20 protein-coding genes and 1 pseudogene are annotated in these 21991 nt (G+C 58.1%); 16 read left to right on the forward strand and 5 right to left on the reverse strand.

The window, feature by feature from the left end:
- The first annotated feature begins 548 nt into the window (after positions 1-548).
- Positions 549-1640, forward strand: coding sequence for a porin (locus DTW90_RS14705; protein WP_149339249.1), 1092 nt, complete (start codon positions 549-551; stop codon positions 1638-1640).
- Positions 1641-2178: 538 nt separating this feature from the next.
- Positions 2179-3249: a porin gene (locus DTW90_RS14710; protein WP_149339251.1), complete on the forward strand. Its 1071-nt coding sequence runs from the start codon at positions 2179-2181 to the stop codon at positions 3247-3249.
- Positions 3250-3452: 203 nt separating this feature from the next.
- On the opposite strand, the gene DTW90_RS14715 is transcribed toward DTW90_RS14710, so the two are convergent.
- Together DTW90_RS14715 and DTW90_RS14720 are read right to left on the reverse strand one after the other, a co-directional pair.
- Positions 3453-4349: an alpha/beta hydrolase gene (locus DTW90_RS14715; RefSeq protein WP_149339253.1), complete on the reverse strand. Its 897-nt coding sequence runs from the start codon at positions 4347-4349 to the stop codon at positions 3453-3455.
- Positions 4350-4502: 153 nt separating this feature from the next.
- On the reverse strand, positions 4503-6569 hold the full coding sequence (locus DTW90_RS14720; RefSeq protein ID WP_149339255.1) for a lytic transglycosylase domain-containing protein: 2067 nt from the start codon (positions 6567-6569) through the stop codon (positions 4503-4505).
- A 221-nt stretch (positions 6570-6790) separates the two neighbouring features.
- Here DTW90_RS14720 and dapA point away from each other — a divergent pair, with 221 nt between their 5' ends.
- The 3 genes from dapA to DTW90_RS14735 all read left to right on the forward strand — a co-directional run bounded on the left by dapA (position 6791) and on the right by DTW90_RS14735 (position 10234).
- Positions 6791-7675, forward strand: a complete 885-nt coding sequence (gene dapA, locus DTW90_RS14725; protein WP_149339257.1) for a 4-hydroxy-tetrahydrodipicolinate synthase — start codon at positions 6791-6793, stop codon at positions 7673-7675.
- A 142-nt stretch (positions 7676-7817) separates the two neighbouring features.
- Positions 7818-8297, forward strand: a complete 480-nt coding sequence (gene smpB / locus DTW90_RS14730) for an SsrA-binding protein SmpB (protein WP_132517284.1) — start codon at positions 7818-7820, stop codon at positions 8295-8297.
- Between the two features lie 428 nt (positions 8298-8725).
- On the forward strand, positions 8726-10234 hold the full coding sequence (locus DTW90_RS14735; protein ID WP_246664951.1) for a hypothetical protein: 1509 nt from the start codon (positions 8726-8728) through the stop codon (positions 10232-10234).
- Between the two features lie 43 nt (positions 10235-10277).
- On the opposite strand, the gene DTW90_RS14740 is transcribed toward DTW90_RS14735, so the two are convergent.
- The gene (locus DTW90_RS14740; protein ID WP_132517280.1) at positions 10278-10856 is read right to left on the reverse strand and encodes an NYN domain-containing protein; all 579 of its coding nucleotides are present in this window, start codon (positions 10854-10856) and stop codon (positions 10278-10280) included.
- Positions 10857-11167: 311 nt separating this feature from the next.
- Between DTW90_RS14740 and rpoZ the strand changes: the two genes are divergently transcribed.
- The 11 genes and pseudogenes from rpoZ to recO all read left to right on the forward strand — a co-directional run bounded on the left by rpoZ (position 11168) and on the right by recO (position 20332).
- Positions 11168-11572 (forward strand): DNA-directed RNA polymerase subunit omega, encoded by a 405-nt coding sequence (gene rpoZ, locus DTW90_RS14745; RefSeq protein WP_132517278.1) that lies wholly within the window; start codon positions 11168-11170, stop codon positions 11570-11572.
- 101 nt (positions 11573-11673) lie between these two features.
- The gene (locus tag DTW90_RS14750) at positions 11674-13890 is read left to right on the forward strand and encodes a bifunctional (p)ppGpp synthetase/guanosine-3',5'-bis(diphosphate) 3'-pyrophosphohydrolase (protein ID WP_149339261.1); all 2217 of its coding nucleotides are present in this window, start codon (positions 11674-11676) and stop codon (positions 13888-13890) included.
- Positions 13891-14083: 193 nt separating this feature from the next.
- On the forward strand, positions 14084-14233 hold the full coding sequence (locus tag DTW90_RS14755) for a DUF3563 family protein (RefSeq protein ID WP_132517274.1): 150 nt from the start codon (positions 14084-14086) through the stop codon (positions 14231-14233).
- A gap of 143 nt (positions 14234-14376) precedes the next feature.
- Complete coding sequence (locus DTW90_RS14760; protein WP_132518058.1) at positions 14377-14964, forward strand: DUF2062 domain-containing protein; 588 nt, start codon at positions 14377-14379, stop codon at positions 14962-14964.
- 41 nt (positions 14965-15005) lie between these two features.
- The gene (gene acpS / locus DTW90_RS14765) at positions 15006-15410 is read left to right on the forward strand and encodes a holo-ACP synthase (RefSeq protein WP_132517272.1); all 405 of its coding nucleotides are present in this window, start codon (positions 15006-15008) and stop codon (positions 15408-15410) included.
- 113 nt (positions 15411-15523) lie between these two features.
- On the forward strand, positions 15524-16267 hold the full coding sequence (lepB, locus tag DTW90_RS14770) for a signal peptidase I (protein WP_132517270.1): 744 nt from the start codon (positions 15524-15526) through the stop codon (positions 16265-16267).
- On the forward strand, positions 16264-16983 hold the full coding sequence (gene rnc / locus DTW90_RS14775) for a ribonuclease III (RefSeq protein ID WP_149339263.1): 720 nt from the start codon (positions 16264-16266) through the stop codon (positions 16981-16983). Before lepB ends, rnc begins: the two co-directional genes overlap by 4 nt.
- Before the next feature lie 8 nt (positions 16984-16991).
- The gene (gene era, locus DTW90_RS14780; protein ID WP_149339265.1) at positions 16992-17939 is read left to right on the forward strand and encodes a GTPase Era; all 948 of its coding nucleotides are present in this window, start codon (positions 16992-16994) and stop codon (positions 17937-17939) included.
- Positions 17940-18087: 148 nt separating this feature from the next.
- Positions 18088-18840, forward strand: coding sequence for a Crp/Fnr family transcriptional regulator (locus tag DTW90_RS14785; RefSeq protein WP_132517264.1), 753 nt, complete (start codon positions 18088-18090; stop codon positions 18838-18840).
- A gap of 239 nt (positions 18841-19079) precedes the next feature.
- Positions 19080-19463, forward strand: a pseudogene (locus DTW90_RS14790) (hypothetical protein); the annotation flags it as partial.
- A 95-nt stretch (positions 19464-19558) separates the two neighbouring features.
- Positions 19559-20332: a DNA repair protein RecO gene (gene recO, locus DTW90_RS14795; protein ID WP_132517260.1), complete on the forward strand. Its 774-nt coding sequence runs from the start codon at positions 19559-19561 to the stop codon at positions 20330-20332.
- A gap of 134 nt (positions 20333-20466) precedes the next feature.
- Here recO and DTW90_RS14800 read toward each other — a convergent pair whose 3' ends face one another.
- Positions 20467-21324 carry an MOSC domain-containing protein gene (locus tag DTW90_RS14800; RefSeq protein WP_149339269.1) on the reverse strand — a complete coding sequence of 286 codons (858 nt, stop codon included), beginning with the start codon at positions 21322-21324 and terminating at the stop codon, positions 20467-20469.
- Positions 21325-21331: 7 nt separating this feature from the next.
- Positions 21332-21985, reverse strand: a complete 654-nt coding sequence (locus DTW90_RS14805) for an HD domain-containing protein (RefSeq protein ID WP_246664952.1) — start codon at positions 21983-21985, stop codon at positions 21332-21334.
- Between the last annotated feature and the right edge of the window lie 6 nt (positions 21986-21991).

Genomic DNA, 21991 nt, shown 5'->3' on the forward strand with positions numbered 1-21991 from the left:
ACCAAATCCAACGACCATGATTTCCAAGTCGATCGGCCCATATGGCAGCGCCTAATCGAGATGGTTGCAGACAGGGTGCTGATTCTCCGAATCGGATCCGTCTCGAACGGCTTTTCAAAGCGTTTACGTGCCTCAACAAGCGTTCAGATCCGTGAATTCCCGTCGGAAGATGGCACGGCTGGGCCCGTTTGGCCGCTATGATGTCCCTTAAGGCAGGGGGATTGAGAGTGCTGGCGTCCGGCTCATGGAAAGCCCCGCCCTTGCCGAAGCCGGTTAAGTTCCTGCCGCGTAAGGCTTTTCTTAACGAACTATAAAGAAAGCGACGGGCCGCATGATGGACTTGTGTCCTTTCGGCAACAGGAATTGTGGAAGGCTTGGGCAAACACCCCGTTCTAGCAAGATGTCGATTGCGTGACGGACGGCGTCTTGTATTTTCAACTTCGGAAGCAAGGGCGTTGATCGTCCGACTTCTTGAAACACGGAGCTGGGGCAGGGAATTGCCTTTGGGCAAGTTCTCAGATCCGATTGAAACTTGATTGGAGGTCAATATGAACATCAAGAGCCTTCTTCTCGGCTCTGCTGCTGCTCTTGCAGTAGTATCTGGCGCTCATGCAGCAGACGCTGTTGTTGCTGCTGAGCCAGAACCGCTGGAATACGTTCGCATCTGCGACGCATACGGCGCTGGTTACTTCTTCATCCCGGGCACCGAAACCTGCCTCAAGATCGGCGGCAAGGTTCGTACCGAAGGTCAGTGGTACGACGCTTACAACCCGGACAGTAGCCTGGGCACCAAGTGGCACACCCGTGCTGAGTTGAACGTCAACACCGCGACCGACACCGAATGGGGTGCGTTGAAGACGGAAACCATCATCCGTTGGGACTGGAATGACGGCAACGCCACCAGCACCAACCTGCTGTGGTCCTACATCAGCCTCGGCGGCTTCCTCGTCGGTAAGACGGACTCCTACTTCAACCAGTTCGTTGGTTACGCCGGCGACGTCATCAACGACGACGTGATCTATGACGGCCCGTACGAACTGAACCAGATCACCTACAACTATGATTCCGGTACCGGTTTCACGGGCGTGATCTCGTTGGAAGACAGCAACTCTGGCCCTGGCGCTACCGGCGCGAACGGCGAAGACAGCTCGGACCACTACGCTCCTGACGTCGTCGCTGGTCTCGGCTACTCGACCGGCCAGTTCGGCTTCAAGGTTGTTGGCGGTTACGACTCGATCGTCGAAGAAGGCGCTATCAAGGCTCGCTTCGATGCCAAGTTCGGTGGCGTAGAAGCCTTCTTGATGGGTACCTGGAATACGGACGGCGACAAGCTGAACAAGTATGCCGGCACCAACCAGAACGTTTCTGCTTGCACGAGATCTGACGGTACTGTCGAAGAATCGCAGTGCGGTATCGGTGACTGGGCTGTTTGGGGTGGCGTTGGCGTTCCGTTCAACGACAAGCTCAAGTGGAACCTGCAGCTCGCTTACAGCGACAGCAAGATCTTCGAAGCTACGACGAACCTGAAGTTCACCCCTGTTAAGGGCCTGCTCGTCGAGCCGGAAATCACCTACGTTCACTACGACTTCATCAGCGACGACACCGTTTCCGGTATCCTCCGCTTCGAACGTACTTTCTAATATCGTTGGCTTCGGCCAATGGAAAAGCCCGGCTTTCGAGCCGGGCTTTTTTTTGGTCTGTACCTTGTCGCTTGCGAACACTCTTCGTCGATCGAGAACTCTCTTCGAGAATCACTCCCACGTGCAGTCGAATCGGCCAATAAATAAGAATTAGATAAATTAGCTTAGTATTGAATACTAATGTAGTATAAAAGTATATATTGAGGTGCTACAGAAGCATATAATCGATTTATGTGCAATATTATTTCCCAATATTCCAGTTTTTAGACTTAGATACTAAGTATATCTTATCATTCTCTATTTGTGACAATTATGTGACGTGTTTTTTGTGCAACGCGATATTCCAAACGCGCTGTCATATGACGCTATAGTCTGCCGTTGATATTGCTCTGTAAAATTCGATCTGTAATTTCAGCTTCGGAAACAAGGCCGGAGCGTCTTGGTTCTCCCGCAAGGGATCCATTGAACCGGGGTAGGGTAGGTACGTCAAAGCAGACGCCAATTCTCATACCTAATTATTTTAAGAACTGGAGTTACTATGAACATCAAGAGCCTTCTTCTCGGCTCCGCTGCCGCTCTGGCAGTAGTATCCGGTGCTCATGCAGCCGACGCTGTTGTTGCTGCCGAGCCGGAGCCGCTCGAATACGTTCGCATCTGCGATGCCTACGGCGCTGGCTACTTCTACATTCCTGGTACCGAGACCTGCCTTAAGTTCGGCGGTTACATCCGTACCGAAGGTACCTGGGGTAACGCTTACGCTGTTGAGGGCCAGTCCGCATATCGCCGTGGTACCTTCTGGCATACGCGTAACCAGTTCAGCATGGACACCGCTACCGACACGGAATGGGGTGCTCTGAAGACCGACCAGACCTATCGCTTCGACTGGAGCGAAGGCAATGCCACGACTGTAAAGCTCCTCTGGGGCAACATCAGCCTCGGCGGCTTCCTGGTTGGTAAGGCTGACTCGCAGTATTCGTCCTACCTCGGCTACGCCGGCGACGTCATCAACGACGACGTGATCGAATACGGTATCAACTCGACCGACGAATTGAACCAGATCACCTACACCTACGACGCTGGCAACGGCTTCACGGCTGTAGCTTCGGTTGAAGACAACAACTCCGGCGCTGGCGCAAAGGGCGTTAACGGCGAAGACAGCTCCAACCACTACGCTCCGGACGGCGTCCTCGGCTTCGGCTACACGACCAAGCAGTTCGGCTTCAAGGTTGTTGGCGGCTACGACTCGGTTGTCGAAGAAGGCGCTATCAAGGCTCGCCTCGACGCCAACATCGCTGGCGTTCAGGCCTTCGTCATGGGCGGCTGGAACACCGACGGCGACAAGCTGAACAAGTACGCTGCTGCTGGCGGCGCTGGTGTAGGCTGGGGCGACTGGGCAGTTTGGGGTGGCGTTGGCGTTCCGCTTAACGACAAGCTCAAGTGGAACGTTCAGCTCGCTTACAACGACCTGAAGACCTTCGAAGCTACGACGAACGTGAAGTTCACCCCGGTTAAGGGCCTGACCATCGAGCCGGAAGTCACCTACGTCAACTACGACAGCCTGAACGAAGACACCTGGGCTGGCGAAATCCGCTTCCAGCGTAACTTCTAATATCAAGTTGATCTGATTAACCTCCGATCAATCAAGGCTGGCCCGGTCTCCCACCCGGGCCAGTTTCGTTTTCAAGGCTGAGGCAATTCCGGCCGCGGCGACCCTGTGTCCGCAATTTCGGAAAAACAAAAAGTTGAGCCCGTCAGTGTTTCGGGGAAGAGCAGAAACGCTCTGAGGACGGCGCCCTTAGCGGCAAACCGCCTTTATGAATTTGCGGCGAGGAAGCTCTGTATCGCGTGCGGAATATTGTCGAGATGCAGAAGCGGCGCATGACCTTGTCCCATCGCCTCGACTGCGATCATGCCGGGATGCCGCTTTTCCATTTCCGTGACCGTCGCGGCCGACAGAAGCTTTGAATTCTCGCCGCGAATCACCATCATTGGGATGCTGTTGAAGCCGTCGAACTGTTGCCAGAGATCGGGCAGCGGCGCGTCCAGGTCGAGCGCCAGCATTTGCGTCGCAATTGCCGGATCGAAATCCGCCGTAACCTTTCCCTCGATCTCGGCATAGATGGCGTAAGCCATGTCCTGCCAATCGTCCGCGATCAGCGCCGGAAAACTCGCGCCGTGATTCTCCTTGAGTATTTCTGCAGCGTCATCCCAGTCCGCAGGCTTCCGCTCGCGATTGAGATAGGTCCGGATGTCGTGCAGTCCCTCCATTTCCAGAACCGGGCCGATATCGTTTAGCACGACAGCTTTCAGAATATCGGGGCGCGTGCCAGCAATTATGTGCAGCACAAGGCCGCCGCGCGACGTGCCGATGAAGGCAGCCTGCGCTATGTCGAAAACGGCGCAGGCGGAAAGCACGTCATCCGCCTCGACGTTCAGATTGTAATGGCTCTTGTCTTCGTCCCATGTCGAAAGGCCGCGGCCGCGCGCGTCGACCGTGATCACCCGGCGCGGCGCGATCGTATCGCGCGACAGGATCAGAGCAAGTTGGTGGAAGTCGCGGGAATTTCGCGTCAGCCCCGGCAGGCAGAGAACGGGGGCGCGATCGGCAGTCAATGGGTTGTCGTGTCCATAGTCGCGCGCATAGAGCTTCAGCCCATCAGAGGCCGTGAATATCCGAGCAAGAAAGCCAGTTTCATAATCGCTGGTCATCGGCGCACCTCGCGGACGTCATTCCGCGCGACAGTTGTAACTGTATTTTAGGGGTTTCGACAACCTACTCCCTTCGAGTAACCCCTCTAATTTAGGGGATGCGCACGCAGGGGTGTCTCAGACTGCGACAGATGCGTTGAGGGGCTGCTCTGCTTAACCTCGACCGTAGACCAGGTCGTGCTCGATATCGGTCTTCTGGCCGAGCCTCGCCTTGTAAACCTGGTAGTTCTCCATGACACGCTGGACATAGTTGCGCGTCTCGGGGAAGGGGATCCGCTCGATCCAGTCGATGACATCGTCGAGCGACTTGCCGCGCGGATCGCCATAGCGGCTGATCCAGTCCGGAACCTTGTTGGGGCCGGCATTATAGGCGACGAAAGTCAGGATGTAGGAACCGCCGAATGCGTCGATCTGCTCGCCGAGATAGTGCGCGCCGAGCGTTGCATTATAGCCAGGATCCTGAGTCAGTTTATTTGCGGAATATGCTATGCCATGGCGGTCGGCCACGGCCTTTGCCGTCTTCGGCAGAAGCTGCAAAAGGCCACGCGCATTTGCCGCGGATACGGCCTCGGGATTGAAGGCGCTTTCCTGCCGGGCGATGGCATAGGCAAGCGCCTTGCCGGAGCCCGAGATATTGGCGCTATCGGGAATGACGCCGATCGGGAATGCCAGCGCGGCGACGTCGATGCCGCGGCTATAGGCGATTTTGCCGACCTGCAGCGAAAGCTGGTGATTGCCGGCGCGCTCCGCGCGCGCAGCGAGGATGGCGATCTCACCCGGGCTCTGCAGTTGCTGGGCAAGCGCGCGATAGAGAGCATCGGCCCGCCAGCCGTAACCGGCCGCCTCAAGGCGAGAAATTGCCCGCACCGCCTCGCGTGACTGGAAATGCTGCCTGTCGTCAGGCGTCGGCGTCGGGTAGGTAACGTCGAGCGTCCTGCGTCCGAGCTTTTCGGCGGCAAGCTGGCCATAGAAGGTGCTGGGATAGCCGGCAGCCTTGACATAGAAGTCGGCTGCCTTGCCCGGCCCACCGGCTTCCGCAGAGCGGCCCAGCCAATACCAGGCGCGCGACATCGAAATCGGCCCCTTGGAGACGTCAAGTATCTTGCGGAAATGCGTTTCCGCCGCCGCGCCGTTCTGCAGGCCTCGAAGCGCATACCAGCCCGCGTGGAATTCCGCTTCGCCTATATCGGATGCGCTCGTTGCGACATTGTTGTCGACGACGTTGTAGGCGGCCTTGAACTCGCCCTGATCCATCAATCCGCGGCTGATGATGCGCTGCTCGTCCCACCATTGGCTGGGGTTCACGAGCGCTGCGCGGTCGCGCGGCATCTGCCGCAACAGGGCTGCGGCGTCGTCATATTGATCTTGGCGTCTCAGATATTCGATACGCGCGAAAAGATAGCCCGGATCGCTGCGCCATTTCGGGTCCATGGCATTCAGCAGTGCACCGGCATTGGCGGCGCGATTGTTGACGGCGGCACGCACATTATAGAGAGGCTGGGCCTTGCCGAGGTCGCCGAACCGCTTCGCCTGCGCTGTCCGGTCGCGATAGAGAAGATAGTCCATACGCGCCTTCTGGTCGGCGGCGGTGAGCAGCCCTGAAAATTCTGCGAGAATCTTGTCTTCGAACGGCTTGTCGAGCGCTTCCGTGCGCCAGATCCTGGAGATGAACCCGGCAGCCTTTGCCGACTGCCCGCGCGCCACAAGCGCACGAGAGAGGATGACGGCACCTTCAGGTGTTTCCGGCAGCGTATTGCCGAAGGCGGCAAGTACCTGGTCGGCGGGCGGGTTCTCATTATAGAGCGCGCGTTCGGAATTTCCGCGCAGGCTGCCGAGACCGGGCCAGCCGGACAATTCGCGCGCAGCAGCGGCGATTTCGGCCGAAGGCACACCGGGCTGACCGGATGTGACGATCGCCCAGGTCAGGATATGTCGGTCTAGCGAGCCTGCAGCCATCCCGTCTCGAACGGAAAGCGCCTTTAGCGGGTTCTTGGAGGAGAGGGCATCAAGACCCACCTTGAGGTCGCTATTGACCGGCGTTTCCCCCGAAGGCCGGGGGATGGAGCCGGTGATGACATCCTCTTCCGGCACGGTCATGGCCACGTCGGTGGTCGGTTTGCTGCCCGGCGTCGGTACGTTCTGCCCAGGAAGTTGCGATGCGACGCTGCTCCACGCGAAGGCCATGCCAGCGGCGGACAGGATCAGGACGGTTTTTTTCATCCAGGTACTCGCAACAAGAAAATCGGGCCCCCTCCATTTGCCGAAAGGCATCTTAACGAAACCTTAGCGCAGGCACTGAATTTCAATCAATTATGATATCGGAATTTGCCCTGAACCATGCAAAGCGCGCTTGTCGCAGTCAAGTCGTCGCTTTATGGTGCGCGGATTCATAACTATGGAATGCGGCCGAAGCATGAATGTCCGGCCTTGAGGAGACTTGCATGTTCAAGGGATCCATTCCCGCTCTCGTTACTCCCTTCACCGATGAAGGCAAGTTCGACGAGGCATCTTTCGCGTCCCATGTCGACTGGCAGATCAAGGAAGGAAGCAGCGGGCTCGTGCCCGTCGGCACGACCGGTGAATCGCCGACCCTGTCTCATGCTGAGCACAAACGGGTGGTCGAGCTCTGCATCGAGGTCGCCGCGAAGCGGGTACCCGTCATGGCAGGCGCAGGATCCAACAATACGCGCGAAGCGATCGAACTGGCTCAGCACGCCGAAGAGGTTGGCGCCGACGCCATTCTCCTGGTGACGCCCTATTACAACAAGCCGACGCAGAAGGGTCTTTTCGCCCATTTCTCCGCGGTCGCGCAGGCCGTGAAGCTTCCGATCTACATCTATAATATTCCGGGCCGCTCGGTTATCGACATGTCGCCGGAGACGATGGGTGCGCTTGCAAACGCCCATTCCAATATCGTCGGCGTCAAGGATGCGACCGGCAAGATCGAGCGCGTCTCGGAGCAGCGGATAACTTGCGGCAAGGATTTCCGTCAGCTGTCCGGTGAGGATGCAACAGCCCTTGGCTTCAACGCCCATGGTGGCGTCGGATGTATTTCGGTAACGGCAAATATCGCGCCGCGCCTGAGCGCAGAGTTCCAAGCCGCCATGCTTTCCGGCGATTACGCAAGCGCGCTGGAATATCAGGACCGCCTGATGCCTCTGCACAAGGCGATCTTCATGGAGCCCGGCGTCTGCGGCGCCAAATACGGCCTCTGGCGTCTCGGCCGCATGAGCCGCAACGTCCGCTCGCCGCTGATGTCGACGCTCGAGCCAGCCACGGAAGCCGCAATCGACGCCGCGATGCGTCACGCAGGCCTCCTGAACTGACGAGAGATGACGGGGGGCACAGGACGTGTCTCCCGCTGCCGTCTTCACATTATCGACGCGCTCGCTTATTTAAGGCTTGTAAGTCAGTAGGCCCCGCATTCTCGTATGCGCAAGTCGCTGCTGGAATTTCGAGGATGGAACAATGGCACCCAAAGGCAGCCAACGCGTCGTAAAGAAGATCGTGGCCGAGAACCGCAAGGCCCGCTTCAACTATGAGATCATCGACACCTATGAAGCCGGGCTCATGCTTATGGGCACCGAGGTCAAGTCGCTGCGCGAAGGCAAGGCAAACATCGCCGAATCCTACGCATCCGACGAGGACGGCGAAATCTGGCTGATCAATTCCTATCTGCCGGAATATCTGCAGGCCAACCGTTTCAACCATGAGCCCCGCCGCCGCCGCAAGCTTCTGCTGTCGTCGCGCGAAATCGGTCGCCTGCGTGTCGGGGTAAACCGCGAAGGCATGACGTTGATCCCGTTGAAGATCTATTTCAACGATCAGGGCCGCGCCAAGCTGGAACTGGCGCTGGCAAAGGGCAAGAAGCTGCATGACAAGCGCGAGTCCGAAAAGGAACGCGATTGGAACCGGCAGAAGAGCCGCCTGCTCAAGGACAACGGCTGAACCGCAGAGCCGAACTGCTGCCGGTATCATCTCGTCAGAGTGAGTTTGTGCATTCCTGCCGACCGTCGCGTTGGCAGGAATCTGAGTTCGCTGTGGCTCGCACTCATCATTCCCCTCAATAATCAGGGGAATGATGAGCCCGGGATTCTGGCGCCTTCTTCGATCGATGAAAAAAGCTGTTGATTTCCCCTTGCGGATCATCCTCCGCCGGCGCGCTGTCTTTGACTTGCAATCTTAGGCGCGTTTTACTTGCGCCAACCGGGAGTTTAACTCAAAAAGCTAAAGTAGTTATTGGTGCATAATCTCCTTTATTAGTACAAAATCATGTCGACATAGAAGCGTTATAGAAATTTCATATCCAATGGGGTCTACGGATGGTCAGAAGTTTTTTTCGTCGGAACGAGGACAGCGCAAAGGGCGGATTTGCGATGCCCAGAAACGAGAGCGTTTTCGCTCCGGTATCTACACTGGCCACTGAATCCGTAGCTGCTCCATTTGTTGCTCCTGACGTCTCCGACTATGAGGCATTCGGTTCCGCGCTGGAGGAAAATCAGCAGTCTTCGCACGAATTGATGGCCAGCCTGGCATCCATTCAGGAGCGTGTGTCTTCCTTGCTTGGAGCCCACAGCCGCTCGCTGGACGAAGTCGGCGCACTGCGCTCCGAGTGCGCGCGTGTCACCTCCTTGCTGGACTACGAGGGTAGCGCCCGCCGCAAATTCGAGCAGGACAGCGTTCGCCTCGCCACTGAGAACAAGGGGATGAGGGCGGACAACGCGCAGCTCCTTATCGAGATCGAAGCAGTGCACGACGAGCTTGTGAAGCTGCAGGCCTTGCATGAAGTGAAGAGCAAGGAGTTTACGATCGTCGAAACGCGCCTGCTCGATGTCGAAAGGGAATTGGCCGAGCAGGCCGGTCAATATGATCAGGCGACGACGCTTCTCAAGCGGACCCAGCAGGAATTGGACCTGCGCAGCCGCGAATTCGCCGCTGCGCGCAACAAGCTGGATCAGGAAACGACAGCACATCAGCTTCTGATGGAGACCACGCGTCGGGAGAACGGGATTCATACCCGCGAACTGGCGCGCCTGAACGAAGAGAGAAGCCATCTGAGAAGCAGCCTCGCGCAGCAGGAGGCCTTGGTTCGCAACCTTCAATCCAGCGCTTCAGGCCTCAAGCAGGAGCTTTCCATCTTCGAAGAGCGGCATCGACGGCTTGAAGAAGAATTTGAAAATCTGCAGGCCTCTTCCGCTCTGGAGATCGCGCAGCTTAACACCAAGCAGGAAGCGGTAGGATCCAAGGCGGAACTCGTCGAGAAGCTGTTGCTGACGGCCAATGGCCGCAACAAGATGACCGATGAAGAGCTGCAGACCGCAAGGGCAGAGCTGAAGCGCGTACGGTCCGATCTTGCAACGGCCTCGTCGCGGGCAGAGCGGTTTGAGTCGGAACTCACGCGCGTTCGTTCGACCGCGGCGGAGAGCGAAGCTGCCCGTCGTGACCTTGCCGCGCAGTGCAATGAGTTGACCATTCGGCTGAAGGAATCCGAAGGGCTTCGTAGCCGACGTGATCGCGAGACGGAGACCTTGCGCCGCGACATGGACATGCGCGCAGAGACCGACCGTCATGATGTCGACCAGCTGCGGACGAGCCTCGAAATTGCCAAAGCCGAAATTCGTCAACTGAGAGCGGAGCGCGCGATCATGGCCGGGCAGCTCGAAGTCGCCCGCGGCGAACGCGCAAGCATCCTCGTGAATGATCCGTCATCGCAAGAGCATGGCGAACCTCTGCCGCTCGCTCACCAAATTCAGGCGCAGCCGCTCATCGATATCTCGGAGCGGTCGTTGCGCAGTCATGGAACGACGTTTGGTGTGAGGACCGGCAAGGATGATCTTACCTTCGACAGCGCCGACGAATTGACACGTCTGCCGCCGGCCGAGTGATCTCCGTAGGATGGGTTGGCGCATATCCGCCACCCCATCGAACTTAGTGATCGGCCTCTGTCGTCGTCGGTTCCGTCTGGCGGACGGGTCGTTCGGACGGATCGCGGCCGATTTCGGCCTTCAGGGAAATGAGGTCGATGAAGTGATCGGCCTGCCGGCGCAGGTCGTCGGCAATCATCGGGGGTTGTGTTGCCATCGTCGAGATGACCGATACTTTTCGGCCCCGTCGCTGCAGCGCCTCGACCAGCGTGGTGAAGTCGCCATCGCCGGAAAAGATCACCAGATGGTCGACGGTTTCGGACTGTTCCATCGCGTCGATGGCCAGCTCGATATCCATGTTTCCCTTGATCTTGCGGCGACCCATGGAGTCAGTGAACTCCTTGGCAGGCTTGGTAATTACCTTGTAGCCGTTGTAGTCGAGCCAGTCGATCAGCGGGCGGATCGAGGAATATTCCTGATCTTCGATAAGGGCCGTGTAATAATAGGCCCGCAGCAGATAGCCCCGCTTTTGGAATGCCTTCAGCAGCTTCCTGTAGTCGATGTCGAAGCCAAGGCTCTTTGATGCAGCGTAGAGATTGGCGCCATCTATGAAAAGTGCAATTTTTTCGCGTGGGTCAAACATCACTTGCTTATCCATTGTTATCAAAAACGCAATTACCTTCGCCAAAATGCAATCAAAACAAAGCTTTGCGCGATGGCGCGGAATAATTCACTTACTTTATGAATCATTCATATAAACGAGATTTAGGGCACGATTCGGGATATTCCAAGCAACCATAAGTAGAATGCGTGTTTTTGTATAAGGAATTTTAGCGTAAGAACAAGCAATTGGGAGGGGGGAGGCAGGAAAAACTTGAATTTGCCTTCTTTTGATTGTATCGGGCATGCTAACTCCAGACATGTCGAAGACATCATGACCGTAAAGGACAGGCAATGGCCCGTGTCACAGTAGAAGATTGCATTGATAAGGTAGAGAACCGGTTCGAGCTCGTTTTGCTCGCCAGCCATCGCGCCCGCCTCGTTTCGCAGGGCGCTGCGATTACCATCGACCGCGACAACGACAAGAACCCGGTCGTTGCTCTGCGCGAAATCGCTGAAGAGACGCTTTCTCCCGACGATCTCAAGGAAGATCTGATCCATTCGCTGCAGAAGCATGTCGAAGTCGACGAGCCGGAACCCGATCCGGCAAGCCTTGCTGCTGCCGGCGCTGTCGCTTCGACCGAAAGCGATGCGGACGAAGACCAGCCGGAAGCGGTCACCTTCGATCAGATGTCGGAAGAAGAGCTTCTTGCCGGTATCGAAGGCCTTGTTCCGCCGGAAAAGAGCGACGATTACTAATCGTCAATCTTGATGCTCTATTCCGGAGCGATAATATGAGTAATTGCGTGCGCCAGTCGTCCGATTGGCGCGCTTTTATTTTTTGCTAGGAGTGACGTTGGATGATGCGGCAATACGAGCTCGTTGAGCGCGTGCAAAAATACAAGTCCGACGCCAACGAAGCTCTTCTCAACAAAGCCTACGTCTATGCCATGCAGAAGCATGGACAGCAGAAACGCGCCAGCGGCGACCCTTATATCTCGCATCCCCTCGAAGTCGCCGCCATCCTCACCGACATGCACCTGGATGAATCGACGATCGCCGTAGCACTTCTGCACGACACGATCGAAGATACGACCGCCACGCGCGCCGAAATCGACGAGCTGTTCGGTGAAGACATCGGTCGTCTTGTCGAGGGCCTGACGAAGATCAAGAAGCTCGACCTCGTCACCAAGAAGGCGAAGCAGGCGGAAAATCTGCGCAAGCTCCTGCTTGCCATCTCCGACGATGTCCGCGTTCTCCTGGTCAAGCTTGCCGACCGGCTGCACAACATGCGCACGCTGGAGCACATGTCGCAGGAAAAGCGCGCCCGCATTTCCGAAGAGACGATGGATATCTATGCGCCGCTCGCCGGCCGCATGGGTATGCAGGACATGCGCGACGAGCTGGAGGAGCTTTCCTTCCGCTATATCAACCCTGAGGCACACGACACGGTCACCAAGCGGCTGGAGGAGCTGTCGCGGCGCAATGAGGGTCTGGTCAAGAAGATCGAGACGGAGCTCAGCGATCTCCTTGTCGTCAACGGCCTCTCGCACGCGGTGGTCAAGGGCCGGCAGAAGAAGCCCTATTCGGTCTTTCGCAAGATGCAGTCGAAGTCGCTCTCCTTCGAGCAGCTGTCCGATGTCTATGGCTTCCGGCTGCTCGTCGAAGATATCCCCGACTGCTATCGCGCACTCGGCATCGTCCACACGCGCTGGCGCGTCGTTCCCGGCCGCTTCAAGGATTACATCTCGACGCCGAAGCAGAACGATTACCGCTCGCTGCACACCACCATCGTCGGTCCGTCCAGCCAGCGTATCGAACTGCAGATCCGCACGCGGCGCATGCACGAGATCGCCGAATACGGCATTGCGGCCCACACGCTCTATAAGGAAGGCGTCAACGCCGAGGGCGAACTGCTGTCGCGCGAGAGCAATGCCTATTCCTGGCTTCGCCATACGATCGAGGCTCTGGCGGAAGGCGACAGCCCCGAAGAATTCCTGGAGCACACCAAGCTTGAACTCTTCCAGGACCAGGTCTTCTGCTTCACGCCGAAGGGCAAGCTGATCGCGCTGCCGCGCGGTGCGACGCCGATCGACTTTGCCTATGCGGTCCATACCAACATCGGCGACACGACCGTCGGCGCCAAGATCAACGGCCGGATCATGCCCCTGGTTACCCGTCTCAACAATGGCGATGAGGTCGAGATCATTCGTTCAGGCGTGCAGGTTCCTCCCGCCGCCTGGGAAGAGATCGTGGTGACCGGCAAGGCGCGCGCGGCCATCCGCCGTGCGACACGCATGGCGATCCGCAAGCAATATGCCGGCCTCGGCCATCGCATTCTGGAGCGCACATTCGAGCGCGCCGGCAAGATCTTTTCCCGTGAGGCGCTGAAGCCGGCGCTGCATCGTCTCGGCCAGAAGGACGTTGAAGACGCGATCGCCGCCGTCGGGCGAGGGGAGATGTCGTCGCTTGATGTGTTGCGCGCCGTCTATCCCGACCATCAGGACGAGCGCGTAACCGTCAAGCCCGCCGGCGATGCAGGCTGGTTCAACGTGCGCAGCGCGTCGGGGATGATCTTCAAGATCCCGGATGGGAGTACATCGGACATCGCCGTTCTAGAGGGAGCCGAGGCATTGCCGATCCGCGGGCTAGCCTCCGATGTCGAGGTGCATTTCGCACCGACCGGAGCCGTTCCGGGCGATCGGATCGTCGGCATCATGGAGAAGGGCAAGGGTATCACCATCTACCCGATCCAGTCGCCGGTACTCCAACGCTTCGACGATGAGCCGGAGCGGTGGATCGATGTGCGCTGGGATCTCGACGAGGCCAACAAATCCCGCTTTGCCGCCCGCATCCTCGTCAATGCACTGAACGAGCCGGGCACGCTTGCAAAGGTGGCCCAAACCGTTGCTGACATCGATGTCAACATTCGCCTCCTCAACACGGTGAGGGTGGCGGCGGACTTTACGGAAATGCAGCTCGATGTCGAAGTCTGGGATCTCAGGCAGCTCAACCAGCTCCTGGTGCAGCTGAAGGAGCTCGATTGCATCGCCACGGTAAAGCGGCTTTACGAATAGTTAAGCCGCTCTATCGCCTCATTTTGGAGGCGATTGCACATTTTGTGATCGTTTTATGATCAGTTTCTCCGATCTGGAGGCTTAGACATGCGTCTTGCGCATGGCTGTCTCTATTTTAGAGAGGTGGTAATTAATCTTTGCAGGGCCTATCTTCTGGTCATCGGATAATCGAAACCGAAAAAAGGAAGAACCAATGTTTACCCCTATCAAGAAGATCGCCCGTGCCCTGCGCGTTCCGAGTGTTGAGGAACGTGAAATGGCTTACCTGAACAACTCGCATGACCGCTTTGATCTTGAGTATCGTCAGCGCCAGGTAGACCGCGGCCTGTTCCGTCGGTATTAATAGCTGATTAATACTTTGAAGTTGGTGTAGGGGCGGCAGATTCGCAACGCCCCTTGCGAGTAAAGAACTGCAACAGGCTATTGGCTGCGTAATATGTCTTGTCGCCCTTGTCATGGCGGCGTCCGTTGCACTACATAGGCGACATGTTGTTCCGTCGCCGAAAACCACCGGGATTAAAGGAAAAGTTGCGCGAGGCCCTGTGGCCGCGCAAAGGGTTCCATCGCCCGATTCTCTACTTCCAGAAGCGCATCGTGCGGCTAACTGCGTCGCCGCACGCGATCGCGGCGGGCTTTACCGCCGGCATCGTCGTCTCTTGGACGCCCTTCATCGGCGTCCACATCATCATGGCGATCGTCCTGTCCTATCTCGTTGCCGGCAATCTGGTTGCGGCAGCGCTCGGCTGTCTCGCGGCAGGCAATCCGATCACCTATCCGTTCATCTGGGGCATCACCTGGGAGATCGGCCACATCATCCTGCAAAGGGATGGCGGCCAGCAGAACGGCATAGACCTGCCGGCACTCTTCCATAAGCTCGACCTGTCGCAACTGTGGGGCCCGGTGCTGGAGCCGATGCTGATTGGCGGGATTCCTCCGGCGATCATCTCGGGCGTCATCGTCTACGCCGTGACCTATTATGGCGTGAAGAGTTTTCAGACGCGGCGAAGGCATCGTCTCATGGAGCGTGCGCGGGCGCGCATGACGCTCGCTGCGGACAATGCTTCCAGCGTCTGACGGAGCGCCGGCTTCACCATGCCAGAAGAGAGGTCCTTCTCATGATCATCGGGATCGGCAGCGATCTGATCGATATTAGGCGCGTCGAGAAGTCGATCGAGCGCTTCGGCGAGCGTTTTACCCAGCGCTGCTTTACCGATATCGAGCGCGCCAAGTCGGATGGGCGCAAGAACAGGGCCGCCTCCTATGCGAAACGCTTTGCTGCCAAGGAGGCCTGTTCCAAGGCTCTCGGCACCGGGCTTGCTCAGGGCGTTTTCTGGCGTGACATGGGTGTCGTCAATCTGCCGAGCGGCAAGCCCACGATGCAACTGACAGGCGGAGCGGCGAGCCGATTGGCCTCCATGCTTCCCGAAGGCCACCATGCCGCAATCCACCTGACGATAACGGATGACTTTCCTTTGGCTCAAGCCTTTGTGATCATCGAAGCCCTGCCATCCCAGGCGTGATCCGCTCCCCTTGACGGCTTTTAATGTTCATACCATTGCCGCCGTGATATGAAGCGGTTAGAGAGTGCCTCAGCAAATTACGCCGTGGGTGTGCGAAAAAGGAATAAGACCGCGTGTCCGAGAAAGCCGAAAAACAATCGAATGCCCTTCTGGAAAACATCAAGGTCATTATCCAGGCGTTGCTCCTGGCATTGGTCATCCGAACGGTGTTCTTTCAGCCTTTTACTATTCCCTCCGGCTCGATGATGCCGACGCTTCTCGTCGGCGACTACATCTTCGTCAACAAGTTCGCATACGGCTATTCGAAGTATTCGCTGCCCGGCAGTCTCAACCTGTTCAGCGGCCGTATTTTCGGCAGCGATCCGAAGCGCGGCGACGTCGTGGTCTTCCGTTTCCCGCCCAACCCTGACATCGACTACATCAAGCGGGTGGTCGGTCTGCCCGGCGATCATATCCAGGTCAAGGACGATATCCTCTACATCAACGGTAAGGCCGTGCCGCGCCAGCCGGATGGTACCTTTACGTCCGATTACAAGCTCGATCCCGGCGAAGACGTGCCCGTCTACAAGGAAGTGCTGGATAACGGCAAGACCTACGATACGCTCGATCAATCCCCGGTTTCCCGCGGCGACAACACCCAGGAATTCATCGTTCCGCCGGGCCACTTTTTCATGATGGGCGACAACCGCGACAACTCCCTCGATAGCCGTTTTGACGTCGGTTACGTGCCTGCGGAAAACCTTGTCGGCCGCGCCAGCATCATCTTCTTCTCGCTCGGCAACGACACCTCGTTCCGCGAGATCTGGAAATGGCCGACCAACATGCGTTGGGACCGTCTCTTCAAGGTTGTCGAATGACGAAATCATTGACGCTCTCATCGGCGGACCGTGCCCGGCTGGAACTTGCCATAGGACATGAGTTTGCGGAAAGGGAGCGCCTAGACCGGGCCCTGACCCATGCCAGTGCCCGTACCGTCAAGGGTGCCAATTACGAGCGGCTGGAGTTTCTGGGCGACCGCGTACTCGGCCTCTGCATCGCCGAATTGCTGTTCAAGACCTTCGGCGCTGCTTCGGAGGGTGAGCTTTCCGTTCGCCTCAATCAGCTTGTCAGCGCCGAAACCTGCGCGCAGGTCGCTGACGAGCTCGAACTGCATCTCTTCATCCGCACCGGCGCCGACGTAAAGAAGCTGACAGGCAAGCGGATGCTGAACGTTCGCGCCGATGTGGTCGAGAGCCTGATTGCAGCGCTCTACCTTGATGGCGGACTTGAGGTAGCGCGCAAGTTCATCCTGCGCTACTGGGAAGGCCGTGCTATACATCCTGACGGCGCCCGACGGGATGCCAAGACCGAATTGCAGGAATGGGCGCACGCAAAGTTTGGCGTGACGCCGAATTACCGGGTTGAAGAGCGCAGCGGACCGGACCATGATCCCCGCTTCACAGTGACGGTGGAAGTTGCCGGAACTGCGCCCGAGACCGGAATAGACCGCTCCAAGCGCGCTGCCGAACAGGTGGCCGCGACACGGATATTGGAGCGGGAAGGTGTATGGCAGGCGTTGCCCGCCAGGAAATGACGGATAGAATGACAGAAAACGAAGACATGGCGGCCGGCGACGGCGCGCCCGAAACCAATGATCGTCCGACCCATTCCGGCTTTGTTGCCTTGATAGGCCCGACAAATGCCGGCAAATCCACGCTGGTCAATCGGCTGGTCGGCGCGAAGGTTTCGATCGTCAGCCACAAGGTGCAGACGACGCGCGCCATCGTGCGCGGCATCGCAATCCATGACAACGCGCAGATCGTCTTCATGGACACACCAGGCATCTTCAAGCCGCGCCGTCGCCTCGATCGCGCGATGGTGACAAGCGCCTGGGGCGGTGCCAAGGATGCCGACCTCATCATGCTGCTGATCGACAGTGAGCGCGGCTTGCGCGGCGACGCCGAGGCCATTCTGGAAGGGCTGAACGAAGTCCACCAGCCGAAGATCCTCGTTCTCAACAAGATCGACCGCGTCAAGCGGGAAGACCTGCTGGCGCTCGCCGCTGCGGCCAACGAGAAGATCAAGTTCGACCAGACATTCATGATCTCGGCCGAAAACGGCTCCGGCTGCGACGACGTCATGAATTATCTCGCCGCAACCCTGCCGGAAGGCCCCTGGTACTATCCGGAGGACCAGATTTCCGACCTACCGATGCGCCAGCTTGCGGCCGAAATCACCCGCGAAAAGCTGTTCCTGCGCCTTCATCAGGAGCTTCCCTATTCCTCGCATGTGGAAACGGAAAAGTGGGAAGAGCGCAAGGATGGCTCGGTCCGCATCGAGCAGGTGATCTACGTCGAGCGTGAAAGCCAGAAGAAGATCGCGCTCGGCAAGGCCGGCGAGACGATCAAGGCGATCTCGACCGCTTCGCGCAAGGAACTCTCGGAAATCCTCGAACAGCCCGTACATCTCTTCCTGTTCGTCAAGGTGCGCGAGAACTGGGGCGACGATCCCGAACGCTTCCGCGAAATGGGCCTCGAATTTCCTCGTTGAGGAAGCGCCATTTGACCCCGTGAGACTTGGCGGACAGTATTCCCGACAGGAAACATCATCGTAGAACTGGGCTCGGTTTTGTGCATTAGTGTGTCTGAAACTGCCTAGGCGTGAGGGGCTGTCCCGCCGAAATTTCATAAGGTCACCAATGGCCAAGACGCCAGCTACGCATGCCTTGAAGACATCCTGCGAGATGTGTCCGCTAAGAGACTTGCCGCATTTCCGAGAATTCACCCCGGACGAGTTAAATTTTGTTTCGCATTTCAAGCGCGGCGAACTCGCGATCGATGCCGGCGCAACCATCCTTGTCGAAGGTTCGCACAGTGCCCATCTCTATACGGTGCTTTCCGGGTGGGGTTTCCGCTATAAAACCCTGGAAGATGGTCGAAGGCAGATTCTGAACTATGTAATGGCCGGCGATCTGGTCGGTCTGCAGGGCACGATCATGGGGGAAATGCAGCATTCGGTCGAGGCGCTGTCGCCGGTGACGCTTTGCGTCTTCGAGCGAGACAAGCTGATGACGCTCTACAACACGCATCCGTCCCTTGCCTTCGATCTCACCTGGATCGCAGCGCGTGAGGAGCGCATCCTTGATGAGCATCTCCTGAGTGTCGGGCGGCGGACCGCGCTTGAAAGGGCCGCCTATCTGCTCGCCTACCTGTACCAAAGAGCCACGGTGCTCAAGCTATTCTCTACAAAGGATTTCCTGCCGATTACGCAGCAGCACATAGCCGATACGCTGGGCCTTTCGATTGTTCATACCAACAAGACACTCAAGAAGCTCGCGCAGCGCGGTTTGATCCGCTGGCAGGAGCGTGGATGCGAAATTCTGAACGGTGAGGGCCTGTCGGAACTGGCTGGCTGGGAAGGCCTCGGCGAAACCAGGCGACCCTTTATCTAGCATTCCTATAGGCGCAGTGTCTTTTTTAAATGCTATGATGAGTGGGAACGGAATAGGTTGACGACATTGTCACTTTTCGACCAGTTTTAGATTTTATTAACGAGCAGTGAATTGCGGCTGAGAAACACGGATTGGCGGGCGCCATCCGGAAGGACAACGGGCCGTGTGGGGCCAGAGGAATCGATGCGGGAATCTAGGCCAGACAGCGCTTGCGGGGGCGCGTATATGGAAGCAGCTTTATCATGATGGCGAGCAGGGTTCTCATTCTTGAAGACAGCCTGATCATTGCCATGGAAGCCGAGGAAATTCTTCGGGAGATTGGCGCTGAGACCGTTGATATCGTCGGAAACCTGGCTCAGGCAACCGATGCGATCAACAGCGGGCAATATGATTGCGCCATGCTCGACGTCAATCTTGGTGATGCGATGAGTTTTGGATTCGCGCGGATACTGATCGAGCGCGGGATACCGTTCGGCTTCGTCAGCGGCTATTCCGACACACAGGATTTCCCGAAAGATCTGCAGCATATTCCCTTGCTGGTGAAGCCCTTCAATGAAGGCGCCATGCTGGCATTCCTGAACAGGGTCTTCCCGACGCGCGTCGGCCTCAGCGACCTGGGTTGAAAGCGTTGGGCCTCGCGTGAGCCTTGTCGGCGTCAATGACAGCGCCGCTTCTTTCTTCTAAAATGGAATCGGACCGTTCATAGGAAGAACCCTGCATGCAGTGGCAGGACCACGCCATCATCATCGGCATCAAGCGTCACGGCGAGACCAGCGTCATCGCCGAGGTGATGACGCGCGATCGCGGGCGACACCTCGGCATGGTGCGTTCCGGGCGGTCGCGTTCCATGCAGCCGGTGCTGCAGGCAGGCAATGAGGTCGACGTGACATGGCGTGCGCGCCTGCATGAACATCTGGGCGAGTTCCGCATCGAGCCGGTCACGCTCAGGGCAGCGCGATTGATGGAAGCCGCGACCTCGGTCTATGGCGTCCAGGCCATGGGCGCATTGTTGCGCCTGCTGCCTGAGCGGGACCCGCATCCGCATCTCTATGACGCACTGGCGGTCATCCTGGAAAACCTTCACGATCCGGCCGATGCCGGCGAGCTTTTCGTCCGTTTCGAGCTTGCGGTTCTCAACGATCTCGGTTTCGGTCTCGACCTGACCGAATGCGCCGCGACCGGCACGCGCGAGGATCTGGCCTATGTCTCGCCCAAATCTGGTCGCGCAGTCTGCCGCAGCGCCGGTGCGCCCTGGGCCGACAAGATGTTCGCGCTACCGGCTTTTCTGAGAACGGGAGACGGCGGGGCCGCCGATCGCGAGAGCCTCGCCGCCGCTTTCCGTATGACCGGTTTCTTTCTGCATCGCCATGTCTACGAGCCGCGCGGTCTCGACTTCGGCGCCGCGCGCGACGGCTTCATCCAGGCGGCACTCAAGGCATTGAACGGTGAAGAGAAGGCCGATTCCCATCCGTCCGGCAAGATCTCGGCCTGAGCGACTTCGGGCCGCTTCAAGAGGAAATAAGGCCAGAGCAATTCCAGCAAAAGTGTCACACGGTTTTGCGTCCAGAATTGCGTCAAGTCAAAGAGATGGAGCGCCTCCGCGATTCGAAGAAGAGCGGAAATGCTCTAGGCGCGATTGCGTATTTTGAACGCCCAGCCTTCCGGACGCGTCTCGATGACGGTGACGGCATCCCCGATTGAAATGGTCCCTTCGCTCCGCGGAACTGCATTCCAGCCAAACAATGGGCCTGGCACGCGTCGGTCGGCGGACATGCGGATGCGGCCCATTGCGGGCATGGGATTGGGAACCTCGCGAGAGCCGCTCAACTGGTCCTGTGTCGTCATGATGCAGCGCGCGCAAGGCTTGACAAGATCAAGCCTGATGCCGCCGATCTCGATCGCCGCCCAGCGATCCTCCGGCCAGGCTTCGTCGCAATCGATGACGATATTGGGACGGAAACGCTCCATGCTGACCGATCCCTCGCCATGAGACGCAAGATCGGCATTCAGCGCCTTCAGCGATCCCGTCGTCGTCACGAGGATCTGGTAGCCGTCGGCGAAGGTGACGGGCGTATCGCTGCCGGCCCACTCGATGCTTGCTGAGCGCCTTGCAAGCCCATCGAAATGGGCAAGCTTCACATCCCGCCCCAGCCATTCGGAGAGCCCGATGTTCGTTTCGTCATCGGCGATCGCGGCGCTGATGACGGATTTCCAGATATCGACATCCATGCGTCTGTCGGACGGCGGCAGCGCTGCGACGATATCCGCCTTTCCGTCCTTGGTCAGGCGAATGAGATCAGGCCCGATCTCGACGCCGACCTGCGCCAGGGACTGCAACTCGCGCTGGGTGATGCCGTGGCCTGCAGGATCGACAATCATCGCCCGCCGGTCGCCGACAAGGCCGAAGGCATCGACTGGCGAGGAGGTCCTCGCAATGCCGCGTGCACTCTTGAGCGGATAGATGAAGAGATCACTGACCAGCATGGCGCTCTCAGATTTCCTCGATGAACAGGTCAAGTACAGTCTTCAGCCGCGCATGCCGCTCGCGGGCCAACATGCGGCCGGTCTCGGTCTGAAACCCATCCGCCAGTTTGAACAGCTTCGTCTCGAAATGGTCAATGGCGTAGCGCTTGTCATCCAGCGGCCGGTTCTCGGCCATCGGATCGAAAGGATCGTAGAGGCCGGAGCCCATGCGACCGGCAATATAGAAGCAGCGAGCCGCACCCACCATGCCGATGGCATCCAGCCTGTCCGCGTCCTGCAGAATTTTGGCTTCCAGCGTTTCGGGCGGAATATTCGCAGAGAAACTATGGGCGGTGATCGCATGGGCAACCGCGCCGATATCGCTCTCGGCCCAGCCGAGTTCCCTAAGAAGGCGAGAGGCCTTTTCGGCGGCAAGCGCCGAGGCCTGAGCCCTGTGCGGAGAATTCTTCTCGACGGATACGCAATCATGCAACAGCACGGCGGCCGTCAAAATGCGGGCATTGCCGCCTTCCTCTGCCTGGATGCGCATCGCATTGCGGAAGACGCGCAGAATATGCGCGATGTCATGCGAGCCGTCATCGCCCTCGGTTGCGTGGGCGACAAGCTGTGCTGCAAGCGTCTCGAACGGGGCGAATGCTCCCGCCATAGAATTCGTGTCCATTGGCCA

The sequence above is a fragment of the Neorhizobium sp. P12A genome (assembly GCF_008365395.1).
Lineage (GTDB): Bacteria > Pseudomonadota > Alphaproteobacteria > Rhizobiales > Rhizobiaceae > Rhizobium.